Origin of the sequence: Polystyrenella longa (assembly GCF_007750395.1) — a bacterium.
Taxonomy (GTDB): Bacteria; Planctomycetota; Planctomycetia; order Planctomycetales; family Planctomycetaceae; genus Polystyrenella; species Polystyrenella longa.
The window spans coordinates 2,830,004-2,855,061 of sequence record NZ_CP036281.1 but is presented as its reverse complement, the minus strand read 5'-3'; the positions used below and the strand labels follow the sequence as shown (position 1 = coordinate 2,855,061).

Sequence of the window (25,058 nt, the reverse complement as noted above, 5' to 3'; positions counted from 1 at the left end):
CGATGGATGATTTCAATTATTCGTCCGACTTCGTTTCCCGCTGCTGCTGAGCAAGCCATTCTATGGCAGCCGCTGCCAAACCCTCATGCCCACCTTCAAAAATAGTCACGCGTGCAGGCCCCGCTGTTCTGCGTAGATGAATCTTCCGTGGGTAGTTCTCGTTTGAGTCACTCCCGGAATCGAATACGGAAACATCTGCGGAAACCTCTTCTGTCTCCACAATTTCCTGAATCAGCTGTTCAGGAATCGTCGGTTCATTGCGAGAGGAAGCGATTACATTAAAAGCATTCAATGAGTGACTGACGGGAACTGAACCTGTATGGCCATCATGAATTCCTGCGGCGATATCCAAGGGTAAATCGCCAGTATTCCCGAGGTGGAACAAAGGAGATCGTGCAACGTATTGAGCGTCGACTTCGTCGGAGTCTCCCGGTTTCCCACCGCAGCTGGCCTCGATATTAAGTGCGTAGCCAGTTGGTTTCTCTCCGCGCGTGTGAAATTCATGCCAGGCATTCAAGTCAGTAATCCCGACCCAAGCCGAGACTGCCGAGAATCGACTGGAATGTTTCGCCGCCATTAACATCGACATGTGCCCGCCCCCCGAAGCCCCCGCGAGGTAGATGCGGCTACTGTCAATATGATAAGTGCTCATCATGTAATCAAGGGCGTCGAGAATTTCCTGCTGCGCCAGCTCCGATCCACAGGCCGTGGGCTGAAAGTTAGGACCTTGAAAATTGGGAAGCACCACGGCCCAGTTTCGCTCTTGAGCCTGCATTACCCATTTCATATTTGACTGTTTGTAATTCCCTGACCAGGAATGCAGGAAGACGAGCAGCGGTACCGCTTCTTTCTTTTCCAATTCCGGGACGAACACCCGAATCGGTTGTTGTTTTCCATCAGCAGTCGGAATCTGAGTGATCTGTTCCAGTGTGGTTTTGGCCTTGCCTTGAGCAGAGGCCACTGCCTGAGACAAGGAAATACACAGGACAAGCAGTGCAACGGTCAATCGAGAAGCAGAAAGAGAAGTCATAATCAGACAAATGTTTCTATGTAGTTCAAAGGATGTTTGTGAGCAATTCTTCTGACGAAAATGACGTCTATTAATTTGAATCAACAGCGGGGGCTTTAGCTGTTTCTATGCGGCCCCACATGTGTCCACCGACATCGCCATGTTGCCATGTACCTGCGTATCGGGAATCGTGGAAGAAAACACGCGCCGTAAACGTTCCCAGCGGAGGGACGCTCACATCAGTCATACTAATCATGGGCGTGTCCCCGGCCCAGATTACTTTCAGCGTCATCGGAATTTTGAGATCGTGTTTTCCATACTTAATGCGGGCAGTGAAAGTCCATAAATCTCCCTGATATTTCTTCACACTTTCAATCTCGTACCTTTCCTCATGCGGGTCTGTTGATTTCTGACCATCGATACTGAACTGCCCTACCAACACGGAGTTATTCAATAATTGTGAAAACGCCAGTTCGCGTGCGGAGACCTCATTCGCTGTTGGTTCGGCAGCAGATAGAAATGAGTTGGTAGTTAACATCCCCAATATTAACATTGGGAACATCCATTTAGAGATTCGGATTTGCATAGCCAGTTTCCTGTTGAAGATTCTCAGTATCCAGGTGAAGTCCATTTGGGAGCTAAAGCGACCCTATCTCCATTCTGGCACGTCTTTCGACTCTGTTCCAGCCCGACCTGAGATTTGCGGGGAACTCTTCCACCAAAACAAAGCGGGCAGACCGGATATGTCCCGCTTTTTCAGTCGAGACGAATTCACAACACCCCCGGGATGTCGTACACTGATTTAAGTCACAGTTTTAATACACATTTTTAATACCCAGTATTTCCGTTCGCATTATTTACCTCTGCTTTCCAGTTCCCAGACTTTGGCACTCGTTCACTTTCCATCTCGTCATTTCTGCGTTCAATAACTGTCCTGTAACTCCTCCTCATTCTTGAACAAATAAAGGTCGTCATCGTGACCCAGGCAAATTTATTGGTCATCGAAGGCAAAAACCATGGAAACCGTTACGATTTGACCGGACGCCGATATCAAATTGGACGCGGTTCATTATGTCAGATCCGCGTCACGGATAATCTGGTTTCGCGAGCTCATGCCACGATACAGCACAAAACGGGCAACTTCACTTTATTGGACAATAACAGTTCCAATGGAACCCTGGTCAATGGCAAACCCGTTGCCGAACACTCTCTGACCAACGGTGACCGAATCCAAGTCGGCGAAACAGTTTTCCTGTTTACCTGCGATGAGTTTCATTCCTCGCAGGAGATAGCCGCGTCGCGAATTTCGTTTGTAAGACAAGCTCCCGAATTCGAACGATCTCGAATTGTGGGCGAAGTCAGCGACCGCACTGTCGCCGCTTTTACAGGTGTAAATCCAGCAGAGGGAATCGCTGAACAGGCCGAGATGGTGGCCCAACTGACGACCCTCTACCAGATCACCGAAGAAGTCGTCAGACCGACACTTTCGCCTGATCAGCTCCTTGATCGTATTTTGTATCTGACGACGGAAGTTGTCGGTGCAGATCGAGGTTGTGTCCTCCTCTTCTCGCCCGAAGGAGGAAAGATAATCCCGCGTGTCTTTATCGATAGAACGGGGCAATCTGAACGGATGCCAGTCTCGATGAGTATCGTTGATTATGTCGTCAAAAAAGGGCAGGGTGTACGTACCTCTGACGCTCAAACCGATCAACGGTTCGACCATGGGCAGTCCATTTTTCAGGCAGGCGTTCGCGAGGCCATGTGCGTTCCTTTGCAGGGCCGAGATGACTTGCTGGGGGTCGTTTATGTCGACACCACGATGACTTCCGAGGAAATGCTTTATCGTTCTCAGGAGGGAAGCCATTTCTCCGATTCCAAGTTGAGGCTACTCATCGCTATTGGCGGGCAAGCGGCTCTCGCCATTGAAAACCATCGTTATCAGAATGCATTACTAAAGGCAGAGCGACTGGCCGCGATGGGTCAGACGATCGCCATGCTCAGCCATCACATCAAAAATATTATGCAGGGAATTCGTGGCGGCAGTTATCTCGTCAACAATGGCCTCAATGACATGAACGAAGAGCTGCTGCAAAAAGGGTGGCAGATCGTTGAGAAAAACCAGAACCGGATCTACAACTTAGTAATGGACATGCTCACATTCAGCAAAGAACGAGCACCTGCTTACTGCGAAGGAGACGTTAACAAACTCGCTACTGACGTTGAAGAACTGGTAAAAGGCAAAGCAGAGGAAGCTCATGTGATTATCTCTCTTGATCTTGATACCCAGATACCTCCGGCCTGGTTCGATGAAGAGGGGATTCATCGTGCCCTGTTAAATATAGTGAGCAATGCTATTGACGCTGTTGCTGAAAAGCAGGGTGACGAGGGTGAGGTCCAGATCGCTACCGAGTACGACGCGAATCGAGATCGGATTTCCATCACCGTAGAAGACAATGGGCCCGGTATTCCAGCTCCGCAACTTGAAAAAGTCTTTAACATGTTTGAATCGACAAAAGGCTCGCGAGGTACCGGCCTTGGACTGGCGGTTAGCCAGAAAATTCTACATGAACACAACGGCGAAATCACTGTTGAAAGCCGCCCTGGATTGGGGTGTAAGTTTACTTTGAATTGGCCCCGCATGGACGATGAACACAGAATCGTTGAAAGCCCCACCATGGCATAAGAACCGGCAAGACAGAACCAGTCAAGTATTCCATCGATAGTCGCAAAGGCCCCGATATTTAGAACTCAGGGCCACGTGACCCCGCGTTAGAATTGCGATTCCAGGCTTTATTGTTTGACCCCTTGGAATAGGCACCCTTCTTCCCCGTCATGTAAGAAGGCAAACTGTCGAGGTCGGCGCCGAATTCTGGTGTCCCATCCACATTGTCACCCGCGCTGTTTGGATCGATCGCATACGACAAGGGCGATACATATCGCTCCTGTTTTTCAGGCAGAGGAGCCTTCAGCGATAAGAGCTTACCGGCCTCAGGCAACGTGTCGAACGGATTCGCATAACCGGTTAAGAGCCGCGTTTGATCTTCTGTCGTCACGGTCGATTCATTTTCGTCTGGATTACGGTAGGCCATCACCGTTCTCACACTGTCATCACGGCCAACATAAGCAATGGTCGTTCTTAAAAATGGCTTTTCGAGCGATTGTCCGTTGAACCTCACAAGTTCAGGAGTTTTCTGGTTGTTCAAATAAGCAGGCCCCAGGAAGAGATGGAACATTTCCAGTTCAATCGAGTTGGAATCAAGCGATTGGTTCCGCCGGTCAACGATTTCAAAGAACTGATTCCAACTCGACAAAGTACTATTCGTCCAGAAGTTCTCGTTATCTGGATTCTGGTGTTCGGGAATGATCTCTTGCCGAACGACAGAACTTCCTGAAAGGAGGCAACTGTTTAAGATCTGAAGACGAGACTTTTCTACTGAAGAGTGAACTGGTGGATTGAAACTGTACAAAAACGAGTCGATGATGCGGCCCGTGCGAAACTCTTTCTCTACCGCTTCGGTCTCCCGCCATCGAATCACCGACTCCAGTACAGGCTCCATTTTCTCTTCAGGATCCTGAAATGTCGTTTGAACTAAGCAGTGCTCAAGTAGAAAGCTACCATCAAGCACGTCTACCACAGACCGGGGAAGCTCACCATTTCGCGCCGTGCGTGCGTCGAAGCCCAGATTTAACAATCGAAGATCGCCGCGTTCGACGGTAATCAGAGCCCTGTCTCCCGTTGTCGTTTCCGGACGAAACAAGACTTTTTGACTCGACTTCGAGGGTCTGAATTCAATTGTTAAACTTTTGCCCGTAACCGAAACCGGTTTCCAAGGTATCTCCAAGGTGTCTTTATTGTTGACGGAACTAGTTAATACAAAGTGCGTATTATCCGCCCATTCATCCGACTGCAACCGCTCGAAGAATTCAGTGGATTCTTTAGGGATCTTGAATTCTTCCGCAGTAGATCCTTCTGATTCCAACGGGAATAAGGCGGCAAATTTCGTCAGTAAACGGGTTTCGTATCGCTCCAGTAACAAACGACCTTCCGGCGCTTCGAGGGACGAGATATTGCATCCGATCCCATCGCCTCTTTCTCCCAATAGGTTAGTAGCTTTCAGTTCTTTGAGTGGCCCCATTCGATTTTGATTCGCGGTCGTCCAAACGTCGAATTTCACCTGATTATCCGTCACTGCCAAATCCCAGAGCTTATTCCAGTCTTTAGCATTCTTGACTGGCGTCCTCGAATCGTCGGCGAAATGTAATAACGTCGCCCATCCCGAATAGTTCGAGCCTTTCTCAAACCAACGCATTTTCACTCCGGGTCTTGAAGAGTCGACTCCCAATTTAGTCATCGTGATTGGACTGCCTGAAGGAATAAAATGATTCCCAGATTCCAATGCAGCGTAAAGGTTTTTGAAAGAGTAAACGCGGAAGACACCCTCAAGCCCAGCAGGAATACTCAGTCCGTTTTTGCCCGAAATGCAAGTCGACGAGAACAATTGCAGGTTGATCGCGGGTGGCGATATCTGACTTTCCGAAGTTCCTTCGCTCGATGATGCCAGTTTAAATAGTGGAACTGATTTATTGATAAACAGGCTATTTACTGAAACAAGTTCATCAGTGGAACTCATCTCCTCTGCGACAGTTAATCCGTCGCCGCGTACGACCACATCCTGCATCACAACTCGATTGGCCAGTTGTGCATTCGGAACCATCTCTATCAGGGAGTTCGGAGCGGGATGAATCGAAGAGATGGAGGAATCATTAAGAAAGAGTTCGCCACCATCCAGTTGGAACAGAGGTCGCGCTGACGAGGTCATGCGACGGGGAGGGAGAATTACCAGATCAAGATTTTCAATCTCGAGAGTCCCCTTACTTACAGCAAACAGTGGATCTACGTCGGAAGGTTCAATCATCAGCAAAGGACGTGATCCATCCCGGCTGGAAATCCCCCGTAAAACAATATGCTGCGAAGGAACAAGTCGGATGGGCCTCAGTGTGAGGGATTGATCCCCGGCAATCTCAATCACGGCCCCTTTGTTAGGCGCATTTTTATAGGCGAGGGGCACTGAATCAAATGCATCGTTCGCTGTCGCTCGGTTGGAAAACCGTTGCACTTTTAAGGTTTTTAAATCGGAAGCGGCATTTGATATCAAAAATTTATTTAACCAGGAATAGTTCTGTAGATGTAATCGCTGGGAAGCATCAAGAATTGGAAAGAACTCTTTTGATAATTGGTCGGCACGCTTTTCGACTTCCACCTGAGCGATACTTTTAACAGTAACGGACGCAGTCTTGTCCTTTTCGTCCTTGGACTCGGAGCCATCTTGGGAACCCTGTGGATTCTCCTCCGGATTTCCTTGCTCATCCTTTTGCCGGTTGTCCAGCGGCCCAACCTCGTTTACGACTCCGCTTTGATTTGAGTTGCCATGAGTTGTCATAGTCTGGAAAAGAAAATTTACTCCATAAATGAGTGCTGCCAGCAGAATGAGTGTGCTTCCCCCTGCAAGCACCAGTTTCAACGGATCGACCTGCATTCTAAACGAGTCGTCCGTGGGCCCTTTAGTCGAAGCATCAATCCGTTGGGATGGAATTGTCATCTTACGAATCGACGAGTTATTTGGATTCTCTGTAGGCTGAACCTCGGACGATGTTGTCGTGGTTTGCCCGGCTTCAGTCGAACCCTTTTGCTTATTAGCCGCCTTCGGCAGTGGAGTCTGAATCGGCTGGTTTCGCGGCGAAGGTGTTTTGGGAGAATGATCTTGCGGTGCAGTTGTCGGAGGAATGGGTGTTTTTGACTCTGCCTCGATAAAATCATCCTCTTCCTGCAATGATGCGAGAACGGTATTCGCAATATCCTGTTTAGTCAGGATCGATTGTTCGAGATCCTGGATCAACTCGGTCGGAGTCTGATAACGGTCCTCAGGACGTTTTGCCATCATCCGATGCATAATGGCAACCACTCCATCCGGCACCGCCTCATTTACGATTTGCGGATTAGGCGGAGGTTTAACGGCGTGGGCATGTAATTTATTGGTCAGGCTACCATCCGGAAAAGGGGGCAGTCCTGTCAGCATGTGATACCAAGTGCAGCCCAGAGAATAGATATCGCTCCGAATATCGGCCGCTTTACTGTTCCGCGCCTGCTCGGGTGAAATGTAGTCAACGGTCCCAACGGTGGTCCCAGCACGAGTGACTCCCGCTTCTTCAGAATCTTCAAGTGATCGAGCCAGACCAAGGTCGCCCAGTTTCACAATTCCGTCTCGTTGAATAAACAGGTTCGAAGGTTTGATATCGCGGTGTACGATTCCCTTACTGTTAATATGCTCCAAAGCCGAACCGACCTGTTTGACGATCTCGATCGACCGTTTCACGCTCAATTGGTCCTTCTTGGCAATCAGCCGATGGACATCGACCCCTTCGACATACTCCATGACCATATAGTAGTAGCCTTCGTGCTCACCTGCTCCATAGACCATGACAATATTGTCATGTCTCAGAGTAGCGGCGGCTTGGGCTTCTGACTTGAATCGCTTGAGGAGCGTCGGATTGTCAGCCTTGTCTTTAGGAAGAATCTTCAACGCAACGAAGCGGTCGAGTTCGGTATCGCGGGCGAGATAGACCGATCCCATACCACCAGAACCCAGCTTCTTGTGAATCTCAAACTTACTGAACATCTTTCGAGGAGTGTCCGTCGGTTTGGATTCGTTAGCCGGTCTGGGTACAGGCTTCGATTGTGCGTTTTCGTCGGAGGGTTTCGGGGCCATAAACGGTTCAGTTTATTTGAAAGCTAGCCAGAACCTAATAAGCAACGAATCCGTTGCCGGTACTGAACATATTGAGTCTGTGATGTCCAAATGAGAATTGGAGGTCTTCGAGGTTTCAGTTGCTTTTAGCCCGCAAACGAAATGGTAGCGAAATGATTAAAACAGAACTATTAACAGTATAACTGGCAAGGGACGGTTTTCCTGCGGAAAACCATTCTATTTCCAGACTTAAGGACCGTCTCACGGCTATTATAACCGGACATTTCACTTCAAACGATCAAACCAGAATATCATGCAATACCTCACCAGCAACATCCGTTAAACGAAATTGCCGACCCTGGTAGAAATAGGTCAGTTTTTTATGCTCAATTCCAAGTAGATGCAGCATCGTGGCGTGTAAGTCGTTCACATGCACCGGATTCTCTGTCGCATGATAGCCTAATTCATCAGTAGCACCATAAGTTTGTCCACCACGAATACCTCCACCACACATAAACAGGCTGAATGACCGCATGTGGTGGTCTCGACCGGTATCTCCTTTATTGGACTGTGCCATAGGCGTTCGTCCGAATTCCCCCGTCCAGACGATGAGAGTATCTTTGAGCATATCCCGCTGTTTGAGATCCTGAATCAGCGCCGCCGTCGGTTGATCGGTCAGATTGGAACAAACTTTCATGTACTTGTTCAAATCGTTGTGATGATCCCAACCCCGGTGATACAGCTGAATAAAACGGACGCCCCGTTCGGCCAATCGCCGAGCCAGCAGACAATTGTAAGCGTAGGAACCATCCGCTCCCTCCGTTCCGTACATGTCGAGTATATGCTTCGGTTCGTCTTGAATATCCATCAATTCGGGAACAGAAGCCTGCATCCGAAATGCCATCTCGTATTGATTAATGCGTGTCTCGATTTCCGGATCAAACCGTTGTTGTTGCTGAAGACGATTCAATTGACCGACGGTGTCGACTAAACGGCGCTGACTGTCGCGATCCACTCCAAATGGATTGCGAACGAAGTGAACCGGATCACCTTGCGAATAAAATTCAACACCTTGATATCGCCCCGGCAGAAACCCACTGTGCCACTGCCGTGTCGCTATCGGTTGCGGGTTTCGGCCCCCTTTACTCGTAAGGACAACGAAGCCAGGCAGATCAGCAGTCTCCGCTCCTAAACCATAGAGTAACCAGGAACCCATACTGGGACGCCCCGAAATCGACGTTCCCGTATTCATGACCGTATTAGCAGGGTCATGATTAATTTGATCTGTATGCATCGACCGCACGATACAAATGTCATCGGCGACTGTTCCAAGATGCGGAAACAACTCTGAAATCTGTTGCCCACTCTCCCCGTGCCGATTGAATTTGAACATCGATTTCTGGCACAGCAAGTCCTGACCCTGCAACTGCGCGATTGGTTGTCCGCTGGTGACCGATGCAGGCATCGGCTTACCGTGCATCTCATCAAGTTTCGGTTTATGGTCGAAAGTCTCAAACTGAGACGGACCACCCGACATACTCAGAAAGATCACCCGCTTGATCTGCGGTGGCAGGTGCGGCATATTCGGCACCGCCGGTTCCAAACCGAGCCGAGCTTTCATTTCGGCTTGCACCGGCGACGGATTCAGCAACGATTCGCTAAGAAGCGATGAAAGCGCCACAGTACCCACACTGAGCGTCGACCGCTTCAGGAAGGTACGGCGTAATAGTTGATGATGTTCTTGAGACAGATAACTCATGACGAGAATTCTCGATCAGGTTAAGCAGGTTATTAAGCAATTAGATTAGTTTGAAGCAAAAGAGGATTCGTCGAAGTACGGGATAATCTAGATTATCCCAGGCTAATTACGCGTGATAAATTCGTGCAGGTTCATAATCGCTCGAGTCACGGACGTCCACGATGCGACCTCGACTGGATCGAGTTGCTCCGGTGTCGGTTGCATTCCGACGGAGAGTAACTCCGCGGCAGCTTCAGGATGTTGTTGATAATACTGATGTTCGGTTTCAAATAATTCCAACAGGAATTGTTGTTCGGTGGAAGATGCGGGGCGGGTGAGGGCGCTCGTCCACAGACTTTCAATGCGGTCGGTTATGAAGAGGTTATTATTCTCTTCCAATGAGTGAACGGCAAAACAGCGAGCCGCCTCTACGAAGCTGGGATCGTTCAATAGTATCAGCGCCGCTTTGGGGGTATTCGATATTGGCCGCTCGGCCGTACACTCTTCCCGGGAAGGTGCATCAAACGCAAGGAGGCTAGGGTGTAGAAACGTACGTTGCCAGAAAACGTAAAGCCCTCTTCTGTACTGATTCTCATTTTTATCGTGTTCCCATGTTCGCGTCGGGAAGTTGAGATGCTGCCAGTAGCCGGCAGGCTGATAAGGTTTGACGCTTTCTCCGCCGACGGTTCGCACTAATAACCCCGACGTCGCCAAGGCGTTATCGCGAATCATTTCGGCATCCAACCTCCAACGCGACTGTCTCGCAAGGAGCCTGTTCTCCGGATCTCGCTTGAGCAGTTCCGGAGAAGCAATCGAAGTTTGACGATAGGTTTTCGTCATCACCAGATTTTTAATCGCTCGTTTGATATCCCATCCGTTACTGTGAAAATCTATGGCAAGATAATCGAGCAATTCCGGATGTGTGGGCCATTCTCCCTGGCTTCCGACATCGTCCAGGCGTCGAGATAAACCATGACCGTAGAACAATTTCCACATCCGGTTCATAAAGACACGCGCCGTAAGGGGATTCTCTTCGGACACAAGCCAGTTCGCGAGATCAAGACGAGTCAATCGATCAGACGACTGTTGGGCAGGCACCAACGACTCGGGCAGGGCAGCTTGAACGACCTCTCCCGTCTTATCCAACCAATTTCCTCGCGGTAACACACGCATTTCACGTGGTTCCACAGCAACGGTGATCATCGATTTACGACCATTGTTAACCGCAGTTTCCAGCTTCTGTTTGTGTACTTTTAATTGTTCTTCTACTTCTTTGATTTTGCTGGCGCGCTCCTCACTCGTTAGTGACCTGTCTTCTTTCGCTGGATTACGCAATTCGGAAAGTTGATCCTCCAACCGGAACTGAAGTTTAATTAATTTGTCATCGACCCCTAATTCGATATAAGGATCATGTTTCCCCGAGCGGTAGTATCCCACCTCTTGAATGTCGGAGAAGAAGGCGGCCATGCTATAGAAGTCTTTTGCCGAAAATGGATCGTATTTATGGTCGTGGCATTCTGCACAACCTAACGTCACTCCCAACCAGGCGCCTGAGGTTGTTCGCACCCGATCTGCCGCGTGCTTTGTCAGATACTCTTCGGGTTGAGCACCTCCCTCTTCAGTCTTCTTGTTCAAGCGATTATAACCAGTCGCAATGATTTGCTCTTCCGTCGGAGACTCCAGTAGATCACCCGCAAGTTGCTCTCGTGTGAATTGATCAAACGGTTTGTTTGAATTGAACGAATCGATAACGTAATCGCGATAGGGTGAGATATGTTGCGGAGCGTCGCTATGATATCCGATAGTATCTCCGTATCGCACAAGATCGAGCCAGTACATTGCCAACCGCTCCCCAAAATGAGGGGACGCCAATAGTCGATCAACCAGTTGCTCGTATTCTTGCTCAGATGGATGTGTTAAGAATGCTGCAACCTGTGCTGGATCAGGTGGAAGCCCTGTCAGGTCGAATGAAAGCCGCCTTACTAAGGTGATGGGATCGGCAACTGGAGAGAGCCCAAGCTCATTAGCCTGTAATGTTTGTAAGATGAAATGATCGATATCAGTTAAGTCTTCATTGTTGGACTCAACCGCCGGAATTTCGGGCATTTCAGGTGGAATATAGGCCCAGTGTCCCGCCCAATTGGCTCCGCTCTCTATCCATTTTTTTAGCGTGGCGATCTCGGCATCGGTCATTTCGATGTCGGAGTCCGCAGGCGGCATTTGCTCAACTTCGTCTTCGGAAGTCAATCGCCGAAAGAGTTCGCTTTCATTGATCGCATGAGGGATAACGACTCCTGAGGAATCGTCTGCACCAAATAAACCCTCCTGAGTGTCTAAACGGAGATCAGCCTCACGCGAACGGGCGTCGGGGCCGTGACATTGAAAGCATTTCGCGGAGAGGATAAGCCGGATATCCCGATTGAAGTCGATATCGTCATCGGCAAGCACGCCAGCACTCTGCCCCATGATCAGACTGAAAAGGAGCGTTCCGCAATGGAAAAGAAAGCTATGACGAAGACGACTTGGACGCAAAATGCTCACAGTTCAAACCTGGTCATAAAAAAGCAACGCGAGAGAGGATCGATCGTCCCGGGGGGACAACAGATAAACGTTCTTTTATCTTACCAGATTGAGAAACCGGTTAGCCAGAGTAGAAACTGGGAATCGTATCTTCCGGTATTTACTCGGTTCTCTAAATGCCGCCTTCACATAAGGATAATCGCGGGTCACCTACATTAGAGGCACTAAGATGCTGCGCGATCCATTGTCTCCAGTCGAATGATGTTCTTCTCACGGATTTTCACTTCGGCGGCACTTTTCTGCAAATCTTGGAGGAAGTTCAAACTGGGTGAAAGGCAGAGGTGTTTGTATTGTTCAAAACTTCCCCCCACATTCAGTTGTCGACTACGTGAGAACTGCTGCCAGGCGTCGTGAGGAATATGATACCAACGGATTTGCTCTAAGCGGCCCGTTGCCCTTTTTTCTTCATACTCGCAATTGAGTCGTTTTAATTGCGAATCCACCTCATGCGCGAATCGGTCTGCATGCTCTCGAGAAACGGGGCCTTGTTCACCATGCAGATCATCTGAGATCACATGATAGAAAGGAGGGTCACTCCAGGTCGGCGCTAAGGTGAAGTGTTCACATGAGATCCCGAGGCGTTGTTTCGCAACATCGATTGCTTGAATTGCCTGATGTTCCGTGATTTTCTCGCCGGTAACATTTGAAATATGCGCCCCTTTATGGAGAAACTTCAGAAGGGGAGTGGTTCCATGGAAACCAGTACAGCGAACGACATCGCAGATATCGTATCGATAAAAACCGCTGGATGTAGTGAGCAGGATGTAATAATCGCGGTTTTCTTCCAGTTCATGTGCTTCCAGGATCGTCGGATCTTTTGTTTCGTATTCTTCCGCCGGGATAAACTCGAAGTAATGCGATTCCACATCCAGAATACCGGAAGAGATTCCATCCTCAATGGGAATCGTCATGCGCCCTTCGCTGGCAGAGAGCCCGTGGTCACGGACAGGAACGTCGCCATAAATGTCTTGAACCTTTGGCAGGAATGCCCCCGAACTTCCCCCCGTCCATACGGCAAGTACGGAAAGGTTTGGCCAACACTCGCGTGGGACCAGTGAACCATGACGTTCCAGAATCTTATGGAGCCGTCTTGCGCGAACTGGCTGTGGTTTGGAGATCTGTTTTTCCAGTTCGCCTCGTACCTTGGCATTAACATTGACTGACAATGTACCGTCGTGAATATCGCGGATCAGTTCTTCGCTGTGTGTTTCGGCAAACCGAGCCCAGTGAATTAAGGTACTGGGATTGGCTGTCGTCAACATGGCAACTTCTGGATCGGCCAGTGCAAGTCGCAGAGCAGTGTACGTTTTCGTTTCCGGTGTCTCGATTTTGCTGACGACCGGCGGAATCGTGTACATTGCCCGAACGATCTTCAATTGCATCGTCGCGACCAATCCGCTGATGTTGCCACAAGGGGTTCCACCGGGCGTGCGACATTTGTCATAGTCGCTGGTTAGCTGCACGATCGATCGGGAACAGAGCGGTTTATGTTCATTTAATACGCGAACGCCCCAGATCCGCCAACCTCGGCGATAATCTTTCAGAAAGCGATCTGTAATCGGAATGAATTTTGATTCCGAGGTCGTTCCCGAGCTGAGGGAAAACATCAAAAGCTTACTATCGCGACCAAGCATCGCGCGAAGATTGCCTTTTTTGAGCTGTTCGATGTAAGGGCGATAGTCTTCGAAGTTGGTGACCGGAAAAAACTTGCGGAAGTTATCCACCGTACTCATCCGGTTCAATTTGAACGCATGAGCGAAATGACTGTCCCGATGCATTGCCAGTAATTCGTCTAAGAGACGGCGCTGTACTTTGCGGCAACTCTTCATGCGTCGAAAACTTTTGTCCGCTTCACGGGCAATATACGCCTTCGGAAGCGCTCCAACCATGGCTCTGATTTTGCCGACTACCTGCATCCTGAATTCGTCTCCGGCCAGTGAACTCCTTCGATTCTTTTCCTGACTCGGTGCTGCCTGACAAATCAGCCCTTCGGGAACGGCCACCGACAATCAAGTTAAGAAGAGTTCATTTTCATATATGAATATCGGGTTAGATCGGCTTTTTCGCTCCAAAGTGTTTAACTGTCATGGACGGAATTGACCACCAGTTCCGTTTTTTATCCTGTTCAGTGACGCAATTTCCCTCACCAGAGTGCGTTTGAACACATAAGACCGGCATTGGGGAGGAGCATGAATACTTGAAACACATTGAACATCATGCGACATGAAAAGCCAAAGTGAGGAATCGCAGCGATTTGATTCGCGCGCAAAGAAAACGCCCGCCAACGAATATCGCTGGAGGCGTTTTGTCTGTATTAGTTTTTGACTATACGAGATTCGTCGAAGACTTAATCTTCGTCGTCGTCTTTTTTCTTTTTCTTCTTCTTTTTACCAGCAACGGTTTTGATAACGCGGACCTTCGGCAGACCGAGGGCTGAAGAATCGTCAGTCCAACGATCTTCCATTTGCAGGCGTTCAATACGCTCATCGCGAGTCAAAACATTCCGGCTGCGAACCAGGCGACTACCACGGCGTAAACTTTTGTCGATTGTCACGAGACCAACTCCAATAGTATTCGAAACTCTGTCTGTTCAGTTATAGACCACAGTGCAGGCTCAAAATGGATTCTAGACGGACGAAGCCAAAACTTCTGATACCAGTCGTTTTTTCTGTCCGACCTAATAAATCCAGAAACCGCCTGCTGATGATTTGTAGAATTAAATCCAGCTGGTTAGGCTGTTTATGGTTTTGAAAGTGGATATCAAAGGTATCATCGTCGAGTCCTACCGGACCTAAGCACTGTACCTCTGTCGCCATTTAAAACCAGAGCGGCATTGTAATGAACGTACCACAGCCAAATCAACCACTGTCGGACGCTTTTATAGCGACATTTCCAGACTGGGACCAGTTGAATGGCTGAAAATCCCCTTCAAAACTCTATTGTCGCTCGTGAAGTGCTTTTCGGGCCGTAGTTTCACTCTGGATCGACGCAACATTACCACCTTCCGTCATTTAGTCGCCTCAATCGTGAGGTTGGAGATTTATAAGGATGGAGCTGTTCCAAACGAACTTCACTTCTCTCGACTGGGGGATCGTGATTGTCTATATCGCGGCGTCCGCCCTCGTTGGTCTATGGGCAAACAAATATGTAGGTAATCTATCCGATTATCTCGTCGCGGGCCGAACTCTTCGAATCCGGTTGGCCCTCGCCAGTATGACAGGTACCGAACTCGGCCTGGTCACCGTGATCTATATGGCTCAACTCGGTTTCACTCAGCAATACGCGGCTTTGTACCTCGGTGTTTTGGAAGGAGTGGCATTGCTGATGATCGGGGCGACAGGGTTTGTCGTCGTTAAATTGCGTCAAACAGAAGTCATGACAATCCCTGAATACTACGAACAACGGTATTCGTCCGGCGTACGCGTGTTGGGCGGCACGGTGATGGTACTGGCAGGCGTGCTCAACATGGGCCTGTTCCTGAAGGCAGGTTCTATCTTTGTCACCGCTCTGACCGGTATGGACGATCCCGATCTCATTAAGTGGGTCATGACGGTGATGCTCCTGCTCGTGCTCTTTTATACTGTTCTCGGAGGAATGGTCTCCGTCGTCATCACCGACCTCATTCAATTCTTTGTGCTGGGCACTTCTCTTCTGGTTGCCTGTGTCTTTATTCTGGGAGACTTGGGTCTGGATGGACTGAGGTCAATCGCCACAGATCAGCACGGATACGTTAATCCGTTCGACAGCTTGAAGCCAGAAGGAGCCTTTAACATCGTTAATGGCGATCAGGCCGGTATTGGATTTACCACAATCTTCCAAATGATGATTATCGTCGGTGCCGCCAGTTTCCTCTGGCCGACCACCGCCTCTCGGACGCTCTCTGTTAAAAACACCAAAGTTGCCCGTCAACTTTTCTTCTGGTCAGCAATTCCGCTCCTCGCCCGACGCGCGATTCCTGTCTTCCTGGGTTTGGGGACGTTCGCTTTCTTCGCGTCGAATGTCGACCTCGGTACAGAGTTGATGGAAAAAGTCGGCACCGGAGAAGTCAGCACACTAGCCGCCATGCCTCTTTATCTCGCGAAGCTGATCCCGACCGGCCTGCTCGGAATCATTGCCGCTGGAATGCTGGCTGCATTTATGTCGACTCACGACAGCTACCTGCTGACTTGGTCGGGTGTCATTACGCAAGACATTTGTGGTCCGTTGTTTGGACCAATGTCGCAGCGAACCCGGATTCTGATCACTCGTGTTTCGATTGTCGTCATCGGCATCATGCTGCTGACCTGGGGATTGTGGTATGAACTGAGCGATCAACTCTGGGATTACATGGCGATTACGGGAACCGTCTACTTCGCGGGAGCCCTCCCCACCATCGTTGGGGGTCTCTACTGGAAAAAAGGGACCAGCCAGGGCGCAGTCGCCGCGATACTACTTGGGCTGACCGGGATCATGGCCCTCGGTAACCCGGTAGCATGGCTCGATCTGAAGTTGCATGAGTTGGGCGCATTACCAGAAACGTTCATTCTCAACGGTGCCATCATGACCATTTTCACGTTCGTACTTTCGACCGTGGGATACATCATCACTTCATTACTGACGAAGTCAGCTACTGTATTGGAAAAGTAATCAACAGTTTCACAGTCACTAAGTAGAGAGAGGAAAGTAAGATTATGACTTGGCTCAATATCTGGCTCGTCGTGCTCGCGATCAGTCTGCTATCGTTCCTCATCATGATGATTGTCATCGGTGGCGGCGCGATCAAAGAACTCAAAATGACTTTCGATGACCTCCGCGCGGATACTGATGAGGCCACCTCCCATCCGGAAGAGCTCGATAAAGAGATCTGAAGAGGTTGATAATCAATCCCGCACCTGCATCTCGATTTGCTCAGCGGTTAGTTGCTCCAAGGCTTCACCCCTGAAAATACGCACGAAGCCTCGCGTCCCTATATTCGGCCTGACAGTCTATCTACTGCAATGCATTCAGTCGTTTTATTCGTGCATTATTGGCCGCAACAACCGTTACATCCCGTATTGAATTATCCTGTTTTTCATTCGTGGCAATATACCCTACTTGAAATAGGAATGTGGGATGGTTGGGTTCTCCATCGTACGGTCAAATTGTTCAGGCCATCGATAAGCCCTGCCGATGATTTTTAAAAGACAAACATGGTGGCACTCTTTGCTCTCCTCTGATCGACGATATCGTTTGGATTAGAAAAGCCAGCCTTCTTTTGATGTTAGTCATCCACGCAGGAAGCACACCTAATGAAACTCACTCCAGCCTATCTATTTTTTTTGTTCTCAAAAAGAATCCCTCGAACTTCAATCCTCATTGCCGCAGGATGTGTCGGTCTGTCGGGAATATCACTAAACGCTGCGACGTTCAATGTGACTGACTCGGCCACGTTCGCGACCGCCATTCAGAACGCCGTCGATGGTGACGTCATCAACATTAATTCCAATGTTACCCTTTCCAGCGCACCGGGGCACCTCACCGCCGATGTAACGGTGAATGGCAACAATAATACGATCGATGGTGCTGATAGCTACCGCCCCTTCTTTATTGAAAGCGGTTCTGTAGAGATCAATAATCTCACCATTCAAAATGGATTGGGAAAGGGCGGAAATGGCGCAGACGGCTACAACGGAGGAGGTGGTGGTCTCGGAGCGGGTGGAGCAATTTTAGTCAACGATATTGCTGGTCTGACTCTAGACAATGTCAACTTCTCCAACAATAGTGCCGTAGGGGGAGACGGAGGGGTTTACGATCCTTTAATCGGCTTCATCGGTGGTGGGGGGGGAGGCGTTGTGGGAAATGCTTCTGGTGCATCAGGTGGCTCTTATGGTGGAGGCGATGGAGGCCAGTCAGTGGGCGATCAAGACGGAAAAGACGGTGGTTACGCAGGAGGTGGAGGAGGATCTTACTATCATAATAACATAGCTGGAGACGGAGGCTTCGGAGGAGGTGGAGGGGGCACGACTTTTGGATCACCTGGTACAGGTGGATACGGCGGGGCGAATGGCCTTAGTGACAATGGAGGTGGTGGAGCTGGATTCGGTGGTGCTATTTTTGTTCGTTCCGGTGGGCAGTTAACTATCAAAAATGGTAGTTTCAGTGGAGGAACCGTCGCAGGTGGTTCGACAGGGTCATTTGGAGGGCCGGGTTCTGCCGAAGGGACGGGCCTCTTTCTCCACGACGTCAATGCTGTCTTTGAAATCGGCAACGGAGAGACAATGACGTTTGAAGACGCCATTAGCGGTACTTCTAATGGCTCACTTTCCAAAACCGGTGTGGGGACACTCATTCTCTCCGGTACAAACAATTACTCCGGCGGCACGACTGTTACAGCGGGTAAGCTCCAGGGAACGACCAGTGGTTTACAAGGTGACATCGCGAACAACTCACAAGTTGAGTTTAACCAATCTACCGACGGAACCTATTCCGGTGTGATGTCTGGAACGGGATCTCTCAGCAAAATGGGATCGGGGACAGTCACCCTTTCCGGGAACAACACCTACACGGGCACAACCAGTATCAATAATGGTACGCTAGCCATCTCCACCAATGACAATCTCGGTTCCGGAAACGTGATTTTTAATGGGGGAACGTTGAAGACACTTCAAACGTTTGATACGAGTCGCAACTTCTCCCTGCAAGGTGGAGGAGGAACCATCAACACTAATGGATTCGATTCTACGTTCTCCGGCGTCGTCAGCGGATCGGGAAACCTCAACAAGCTTGGGAGCGGAACGCTCACCCTTTCCGGCACCAATACCTACACTGGTACAACCGGTATCAATAGCGGTACGCTCGCCATTTCCACTAACGACAACCTCGGCTCTGGAAATGTCATATTCGATGGCGGAACCCTGAAGACGCTGCAATCCTTTGACAACAGTCGTGACTATTCGATTCAGGCGGGAGGGGGAGGAGTCGATACCAATGGATTCAATTCGACATTCTCTGGTGTCATCAGTGGATCGGGATCACTTAATAAAAACGGAACCGGAACGCTCTCACTGACCGGGAACAACACCTACACAGGCGACACCCGAGTCTTCGCAGGACGCTTGGCTGTCAACGGTTCGATTACCAGTGATACCACCGTTAATTCGGGGGCAGAACTGGGTGGCAACGGAACCATCACCGGAAATCTCATCAACAATGGAACGCTGGCCACCGGGAATTCAATTGGAGCATTGAATGTCATTGGAACTCATACCTCCAACAGCGGTAGTTCTATCGAAATTGAATTACAACCCTCTGCCAATCCCGTGGCTGGAACGGATAACGACCATCTAAATGTCACAGGGAATGCGGTGATTAATGGAGGGAATGTCGCCGTCAAAGGTGGAGGCTATATTAATTCTCAGACCTTCACAAACGGAGCAGAATACACATTTCTGTCCGCTTCCGGAGGAGTCACTGGTACTTACGACAGCATTGCTGATGACCTCGCCTTCTTTGATGCCATCCTCGGGTATACCGGGACGTCTGCCTTTTTCACGCTGCAGGCACTCGAAACAGACTTTGCCGCCCTTTCTCAAACAGGGAATCAAGGCTCGGTAGGACAGTACATTGACGATAATTCCCAAGGGGCGACCGGGGACTTTGGAAACATAATCGACCAACTTCGGTTCGCTACGAACGGCCAGGTCAACACGGCTCTATCGCAACTCGATGGTGCCGTCTATGGGAGCGGTGGACAGTTTGGCGTTCATACGACGACTTTCATGTTAATGAATATTACACAGCAACTTCGTAGTACCATGAATTCAGTAAATGGGAATGGAAGCGGCTATGTCCGCACTAACAATTACCGCTCTCCGGGCTATACCGATACGCTTACGGCGTCACCTGGTATCTCGCTCGTTAGTTATGAACAATCCAACCCGTCTCATTTCTTCACCCCGGTCGCCTGTCATTGTCAGTCGGCATTGGAATGGCGGGGCTGGGTCACCGGATACGGACTCGGAGGTTCGGCTGAAACGGACGGCAACGCTGCGGGCATTAACTACCGCATGGGAGGCTCCACATTCGGAATCGAAAAAGACATCGACCAGGATACCCGACTCGGATTCTTCGGTGGTTACGTCGGGTCTTACATCCAGCAGGATGGCATGAACCAGAACCTCGATATTGATGGCGGAAACTTCGGTACCATCCTGACCCACACACAAGGCGACTGGTACACCATTGCACTCAGTGGTTTGCAGTTCGACGACTACGACAGTACCCGTCAGGTCAATATCGCCGGAACAATATTCGAAGCAGAAGGGGAATCGGAAGGCTGGCAAGGCTTTCTGTATGGCGAACAGGGTTTAAACTTTGTTGTTGCTCCGGGAGTTCTCTGGCAACCTTACCTCGGAATGCAATACGTTTATGCTCGTCAGAACAGCTTCTCTGAAACGGGTGCTCCAGGTATCAATCTGGATGTGGCTGGCGTCGACACTCACTCACTCCGAGGTATTCTCGGTAGCCGTGTCGCCCTGACCGACATCACTCTGATGGACAACTTTAACGTCACCCCTGAAGTACGTGCCATGTGGATTCATGAGTTTCTTGAGCCCACTTCCCCCGTCAACGCTCAGTTCGCTGGAGTCGGCGGAGCAGGGTACTCCGTCAACGGCCTGAACTTGGGTCGGGACTGGGCCGTTCTCGGTACCGGTGTCAGTACTCAACTCACCAACCACTGGGAAGTCCGTGCCGATTACAACTCCCAGTTCAACGACCGCCAAGTCTTCCATCTCGGTTCAGGAACACTGACCTACAGTTGGTAGGTCACTTAGAAAACAAACTAGAAAACAAAGAAACACTCCTTGTTTCGAAACGAGGTATCGATTCGTCGATACCTCGTTTTTTTATGGGTGTCACTGCTTAATCTGCGGTTTCGGATTTACGACCTGTCCGATCGTACGTTGTCCAGTGCCTCGTGTTCCAGTGTCACCGAGATCAGCTCTCGCTTCCTCTGCAAGCTGGGTAAGCTTAGCGACAATTTCCGGGTGGGAGGCGGCCACATTCTCAGTCGAACCGATATCCTCTTTGACATTGAACAGGAGCGGTTCCGATCCCTCATTCTTTTTGAAATGGGGATGTCTTCCGGGGTTTTGTAGTGGTAGAAACAGCTTCCACGGGCCAGAGCGAACGGCCTGTAATTGTTCGGCTGAGTAATAATAGTATGCGCTGTGTGGGGACTCGCGATCTTCGACGTGTTGATCACTCAGGATGATCGAACTGATCTCTTTCCCGTCGATTTTCTGCGTCGGTTCGTAATCAATCCCCGCCATAGCGGCAAAAGTGGGTAACACATCCAGCGTACTCGTGAGCGTATCACACCGGGAGTCAGCTGCGATTTTCCCTGGCCACCACATAATTGTGGGAACACGGAAGGCTCCCTCGGCCGTGGTGTATCCTCTCCCGTGGAATGGCTTGTTCGAGCCACGCGACGGACTTTCAACATCGGTTGCGAGTGGGGCTCCGTTGTCCGAAGTAAAGATGACTAACGTCCGTTCGTCGAGATTGAGTTCTTTCAGCTTGTCCAGAATCTCTCCCGTCGACCAGTCGAGTTCCTCGACCGAATCTCCCCAGGGACCATTCTTACTTTTCCCTTTAAACCTCGGACTGGCAAAAGGAGTCGAAGTACTGCCGGGCATCGCTTGTGGCAGGTAGAGAAAGAAAGGTTCGTCCTGATGCTCTTCAATAAATGAGATTGTTTTCTCGGTATAGTCGACGGTCAGCATATCCCGATCAACGGGGGCGTCGACGACTTCGTCATTGATCATCAGGGGCAGGGGAGGCCACTGGTTTCCATTGAATCGATCGCCAATCCGTTTGCCGACCGCCTCTGTCATGTCGTCGCTATAAGGGATGCCATAGAAGTAGTCGAACCCCTGGCGAGTCGGAAGGAACTTCGGTTGGTCGCCCAAATGCCATTTGCCAATACATCCCGTTGTATATCCCGACTGCTTTAACACCTCGGCGACAGTCTCTTCATCTGGGTTTAACCCGTACGGAGATACGGGCCGTAGTACAATCCCATCGCGGGAATTGTGGTGCATGCCGACCCGTTGGGAATAGCAGCCTGTCAGGATTGACGCCCGAGACGGAGTACAGACTCCTGCCGTGACATTGAAATCGGTAAACCGACGACCTTCCGCCGCCATCTCGTTGAGCCGCGGCGTGCGATGGACGGTGGAACCGAAAGGCTCGATATCACCATACCCCAAGTTGTCGCAATAAATCAAAATAAAGTTCGGACGCGGCGTCTCTCCGGATAAAAGGATGCGGGGAAACACGGACATCACGAACAGAATCGTAAACAATCGAAAGGTCAAACGATGAATCATCAGCAGATTTTCTCGACAGAATAAGTGAATGGGAGTACATCCTGTTCTACCGCCATCCGCCCTCGGACGCAAATCCTATTCAAAATCGCCCCTCGATTACGCGAGCTTAAAGCATGGCGACCCGGACAACTCTGATAATGTTGCCCGGGTTCTCCAGCACCCTTTACTTTCGAATTGATTTCGAATTAATTCCAATCTGATTTCAGACGTTGACCCAAACGTTGACTCAGATTTCGAAAGTCTGGTCTCCTTCGCGATACGTCACCCGGTACAAGTCGCGGCGGCGGTCGTTCCAGTTCTGAACACTGCCCGATTCTTTGTGCCGACGCAGTTGCTCGAAATCGAGGTCATGAATGATGACAGTTTCCACGTTTGGATTACACTCCGCAGCGACTGCGTCCCGTGCGAATTCGGCGTCTGCCGGTGTGAAGATCCCTGACTGGGCATAGTGAATATCGGCGTTTTCGACAAACGGCAAGTTCCCCGTACACCCGGAAATGGCGACGTACAAATGATTTTCAATACAGCGTGCCTGAGCGCAATGTCGTACCCTCAAGTAACCATGACGTGTGTCGGTATTGAATGGAACGAAAATAATCTGTGCCCCTTTGTCGGCAGCGATGCGGGTCAATTCGGGGAATTCAATGTCGTAGCAGATCTGAATCGCGATCACGCCGCAATCAGTATCAAAGACTTCTACCCGATCTCCCGGTACGACACCCCACCATTTGCGTTCGCTGGGGGTAATATGAATCTTGTACTGTTTGCCAATCGATCCGTCGCGTCGAAACAGATATGACACATTATACAAGTTGTCATGCTCAACGACGAACTGAGATCCCCCGATCACATTCACGTCGTACTTCACCGCCATCTCAGTGAAAAAGTCGAGGTACTGCTCAGTGAAGTCAGCCAGTTGCCGCGCCGCTTGCCCCGGACGACTGGATTTCACACAAGAGAGTAATTGTGTTGTAAATAACTCCGGAAATAGCACGAAATCGCACTTATAATCTGAAGCCGTATCCAGGAAGAACTCACACTGCTGCGCGAATTCATCAAAGCCACTGATTGTACGAAGTTGATATTGTACTGCGCAGATTCGAATCGGTTCGACGATATGATGGAAGCGACGCTTGGCGCCGCGAACATAGTCCAGATTCGTCCACTCCAGATAAGTCGCGTATCCACACGATTCGAGGTCTGTCGGCAGGTAGTTTGGAATCAATCCCTGCACTGCAAAGCCGTTCGAAAGTTGCGCCGTTAGAACCGGGTCGTACGTCTGCTTATTCAGAACATGATCGATATATTCCCGAGCCGTCATTTTCTCAGACATCTTATGATATCCGGGGATACGTCCCGCGATGATGATGCGAGCCAGGTTCATGTCTCGGCAGACATCTTTACGGGCATCGTACAACCGGCGGGAGAGCTTCATCCCACGATAATCGGGGTGTACCATGATCTCGATACCGTAGAGCGTGTCCCCCTTCTTTTTGTGATTCCGGATATAACCTTCATCAGCCACTGCTTTCCAGTTGTGCCATTCAAGGCTGGGATCGTATTCCAGAACCAGGCTGGAAGACGACGCGGCCAGCTTGCCATCGATCTCGACGCAAATCTGTCCCTCAGGAAAGACTTCCAACTGGCTCTCAATCTGATCTCTGTCCCACGGTAGCATTCCAGGAAAACAGAGGTGAGCCATTTCAAGCAGTTGATCGTAATCGTCTATCGTCAATTTGCGGATGACGGTCTTCAATTCGAAGTCACTTAAATCCAGCGGTTCCATTATTCATTCCATTTCATTTAGTTAATTCGGATCCGTTTAATTCAATAATAGCAAAATCCGTTTTTATAACGAGGGGGGAGCGTCGCGCAGCCGTAGCACAGGACAGACCGGTAGCTCAGAGGAGCAGTTCGGTAAAGGGAAGTTTTACTTCTCCGGGGCGTACATTTTACGGGCGGTCTGCTCAAGTTTATCCAGAACACGTTCCGGCTTGAGGTTGGTACTGTCGATTAAAATGGCATCAGGAGCAGGTTTCAGGGGTGCAATTTCGCGGGTGGCGTCTCGTTCGTCCCGTTCTCGTATTTGTTCGAGAATGGTCTCGTATTCCGCCAATTCGCCATTATTCGTCAGCTCTAGAAAACGTCTTCGTGCTCGCTCTTCTGCAGAGGCATTCAAATAGAACTTGCATTGAGCGTGAGGGAACACAACCGTCCCCTGGTCACGGCCTTCCGTGACAATGTTCTGGGCTTCGGCAATTTTCCGCTGGACGTCGTTAAGGGCATCGCGAACTTCTGAAATAACAGCCACTCGCGAGGCACCTAACGTGACTTCCTCGGACCGTATCTTTTCGGTCACTTCCTCTTCATTCACCCACAGCCGAGCATCTTCCCATCGAATGTGAACTGTGCTTGTGAGCTCTACGATTCTCGTAGCGTCGTCGTGGGAAACGTTATTTTCCAGACAATACCAGGCGATCGCGCGGTACAAGGCTCCCGTGTCGAGAAACTCGAAACCAAGCCGTTCCGCCAGTGCTCTGGCGACCGTGCTCTTTCCCGTTCCAGCCGGGCCATCGATGGTAATGATCATGATTTCCGTTTCCATGACGTGAGTCGACACACTCACCGGACAGACG

Annotated in this window: 14 protein-coding genes; 4 read left to right on the top strand and 10 right to left on the bottom strand. The window is 50.0% G+C overall.

What is annotated here, in order from left to right; translation table 11 throughout:
- Positions 1-16: 16 nt before the first annotated feature.
- Both Pla110_RS10515 and Pla110_RS10510 read right to left on the bottom strand, forming a co-directional pair.
- Positions 17-1,030 (bottom strand): alpha/beta hydrolase family protein, encoded by a 1,014-nt coding sequence (locus Pla110_RS10515; RefSeq protein ID WP_144995728.1) that lies wholly within the window; start codon positions 1,028-1,030, stop codon positions 17-19.
- Positions 1,031-1,100: 70 nt separating this feature from the next.
- On the bottom strand, positions 1,101-1,595 hold the full coding sequence (locus Pla110_RS10510; protein ID WP_197440648.1) for a hypothetical protein: 495 nt from the start codon (positions 1,593-1,595) through the stop codon (positions 1,101-1,103).
- A 390-nt stretch (positions 1,596-1,985) separates the two neighbouring features.
- Between Pla110_RS10510 and Pla110_RS10505 the strand changes: the two genes are divergently transcribed.
- Complete coding sequence (locus Pla110_RS10505) at positions 1,986-3,692, top strand: ATP-binding protein (RefSeq protein ID WP_231742970.1); 1,707 nt, start codon at positions 1,986-1,988, stop codon at positions 3,690-3,692.
- 58 nt (positions 3,693-3,750) lie between these two features.
- Here Pla110_RS10505 and Pla110_RS10500 read toward each other — a convergent pair whose 3' ends face one another.
- From Pla110_RS10500 to Pla110_RS10480, 5 genes are all read right to left on the bottom strand, one after another.
- Positions 3,751-7,776, bottom strand: coding sequence for a serine/threonine protein kinase (locus Pla110_RS10500; RefSeq protein WP_144995726.1), 4,026 nt, complete (start codon positions 7,774-7,776; stop codon positions 3,751-3,753).
- 277 nt (positions 7,777-8,053) lie between these two features.
- A complete protein-coding gene (locus tag Pla110_RS10495) occupies positions 8,054-9,514 on the bottom strand; it encodes a DUF1501 domain-containing protein (RefSeq protein WP_144995725.1) in 1,461 nt (486 codons plus the stop codon).
- A 102-nt stretch (positions 9,515-9,616) separates the two neighbouring features.
- Positions 9,617-12,034 carry a PSD1 and planctomycete cytochrome C domain-containing protein gene (locus tag Pla110_RS10490; protein WP_231742969.1) on the bottom strand — a complete coding sequence of 806 codons (2,418 nt, stop codon included), beginning with the start codon at positions 12,032-12,034 and terminating at the stop codon, positions 9,617-9,619.
- 203 nt (positions 12,035-12,237) lie between these two features.
- Entirely contained in the window at positions 12,238-13,962 is a 1,725-nt protein-coding gene (locus tag Pla110_RS10485) for a GH3 auxin-responsive promoter family protein (RefSeq protein WP_197440647.1), read from the bottom strand.
- Between the two features lie 458 nt (positions 13,963-14,420).
- Positions 14,421-14,627: a small basic protein gene (locus Pla110_RS10480; RefSeq protein WP_144995723.1), complete on the bottom strand. Its 207-nt coding sequence runs from the start codon at positions 14,625-14,627 to the stop codon at positions 14,421-14,423.
- 494 nt (positions 14,628-15,121) lie between these two features.
- Here Pla110_RS10480 and Pla110_RS10475 point away from each other — a divergent pair, with 494 nt between their 5' ends.
- From Pla110_RS10475 to Pla110_RS10470, 3 genes are all read left to right on the top strand, one after another.
- Positions 15,122-16,699, top strand: a complete 1,578-nt coding sequence (locus tag Pla110_RS10475; RefSeq protein WP_144995722.1) for a sodium:solute symporter family protein — start codon at positions 15,122-15,124, stop codon at positions 16,697-16,699.
- 44 nt (positions 16,700-16,743) lie between these two features.
- Positions 16,744-16,920 carry a hypothetical protein gene (locus tag Pla110_RS22620; RefSeq protein WP_197440646.1) on the top strand — a complete coding sequence of 59 codons (177 nt, stop codon included), beginning with the start codon at positions 16,744-16,746 and terminating at the stop codon, positions 16,918-16,920.
- 420 nt (positions 16,921-17,340) lie between these two features.
- Positions 17,341-20,856, top strand: coding sequence for an autotransporter outer membrane beta-barrel domain-containing protein (locus Pla110_RS10470; RefSeq protein ID WP_144995721.1), 3,516 nt, complete (start codon positions 17,341-17,343; stop codon positions 20,854-20,856).
- A 90-nt stretch (positions 20,857-20,946) separates the two neighbouring features.
- Here Pla110_RS10470 and Pla110_RS10465 read toward each other — a convergent pair whose 3' ends face one another.
- The 3 genes from Pla110_RS10465 to cmk form a co-directional block, all read right to left on the bottom strand.
- Positions 20,947-22,377, bottom strand: a complete 1,431-nt coding sequence (locus Pla110_RS10465; protein ID WP_390620497.1) for a sulfatase family protein — start codon at positions 22,375-22,377, stop codon at positions 20,947-20,949.
- A gap of 271 nt (positions 22,378-22,648) precedes the next feature.
- Positions 22,649-24,208 carry a bifunctional GNAT family N-acetyltransferase/carbon-nitrogen hydrolase family protein gene (locus Pla110_RS10460; protein WP_144995719.1) on the bottom strand — a complete coding sequence of 520 codons (1,560 nt, stop codon included), beginning with the start codon at positions 24,206-24,208 and terminating at the stop codon, positions 22,649-22,651.
- A gap of 144 nt (positions 24,209-24,352) precedes the next feature.
- A complete protein-coding gene (cmk, locus tag Pla110_RS10455) occupies positions 24,353-25,012 on the bottom strand; it encodes a (d)CMP kinase (protein ID WP_144995718.1) in 660 nt (219 codons plus the stop codon).
- Positions 25,013-25,058 lie beyond the last annotated feature (46 nt).

Excerpts from the sequence above, each read along its gene's own strand:
- cmk (WP_144995718.1), bottom strand. The coding sequence starts at position 25,012 with ATGATCATTACCATCGATGGCCCGGCTGGAACGGGAAAGAGCACGGTC.
- Pla110_RS10510 (WP_197440648.1), bottom strand. The coding sequence starts at position 1,595 with ATGCAAATCCGAATCTCTAAATGGATGTTCCCAATGTTAATATTGGGG.
- Pla110_RS10485 (WP_197440647.1), bottom strand. The coding sequence starts at position 13,962 with ATGGTTGGAGCGCTTCCGAAGGCGTATATTGCCCGTGAAGCGGACAAA.
- Pla110_RS10500 (WP_144995726.1), bottom strand. The coding sequence starts at position 7,776 with ATGGCCCCGAAACCCTCCGACGAAAACGCACAATCGAAGCCTGTACCC.
- Pla110_RS10475 (WP_144995722.1), top strand. The coding sequence starts at position 15,122 with ATGGAGCTGTTCCAAACGAACTTCACTTCTCTCGACTGGGGGATCGTG.
- Pla110_RS22620 (WP_197440646.1), top strand. The coding sequence starts at position 16,744 with ATGACTTGGCTCAATATCTGGCTCGTCGTGCTCGCGATCAGTCTGCTA.
- Pla110_RS10495 (WP_144995725.1), bottom strand. The coding sequence starts at position 9,514 with ATGAGTTATCTGTCTCAAGAACATCATCAACTATTACGCCGTACCTTC.
- Pla110_RS10515 (WP_144995728.1), bottom strand. The coding sequence starts at position 1,030 with ATGACTTCTCTTTCTGCTTCTCGATTGACCGTTGCACTGCTTGTCCTG.
- Pla110_RS10465 (WP_390620497.1), bottom strand. The coding sequence starts at position 22,377 with ATGTCCGTGTTTCCCCGCATCCTTTTATCCGGAGAGACGCCGCGTCCG.
- Pla110_RS10470 (WP_144995721.1), top strand. The coding sequence starts at position 17,341 with ATGAAACTCACTCCAGCCTATCTATTTTTTTTGTTCTCAAAAAGAATC.
- Pla110_RS10460 (WP_144995719.1), bottom strand. The coding sequence starts at position 24,208 with ATGGAACCGCTGGATTTAAGTGACTTCGAATTGAAGACCGTCATCCGC.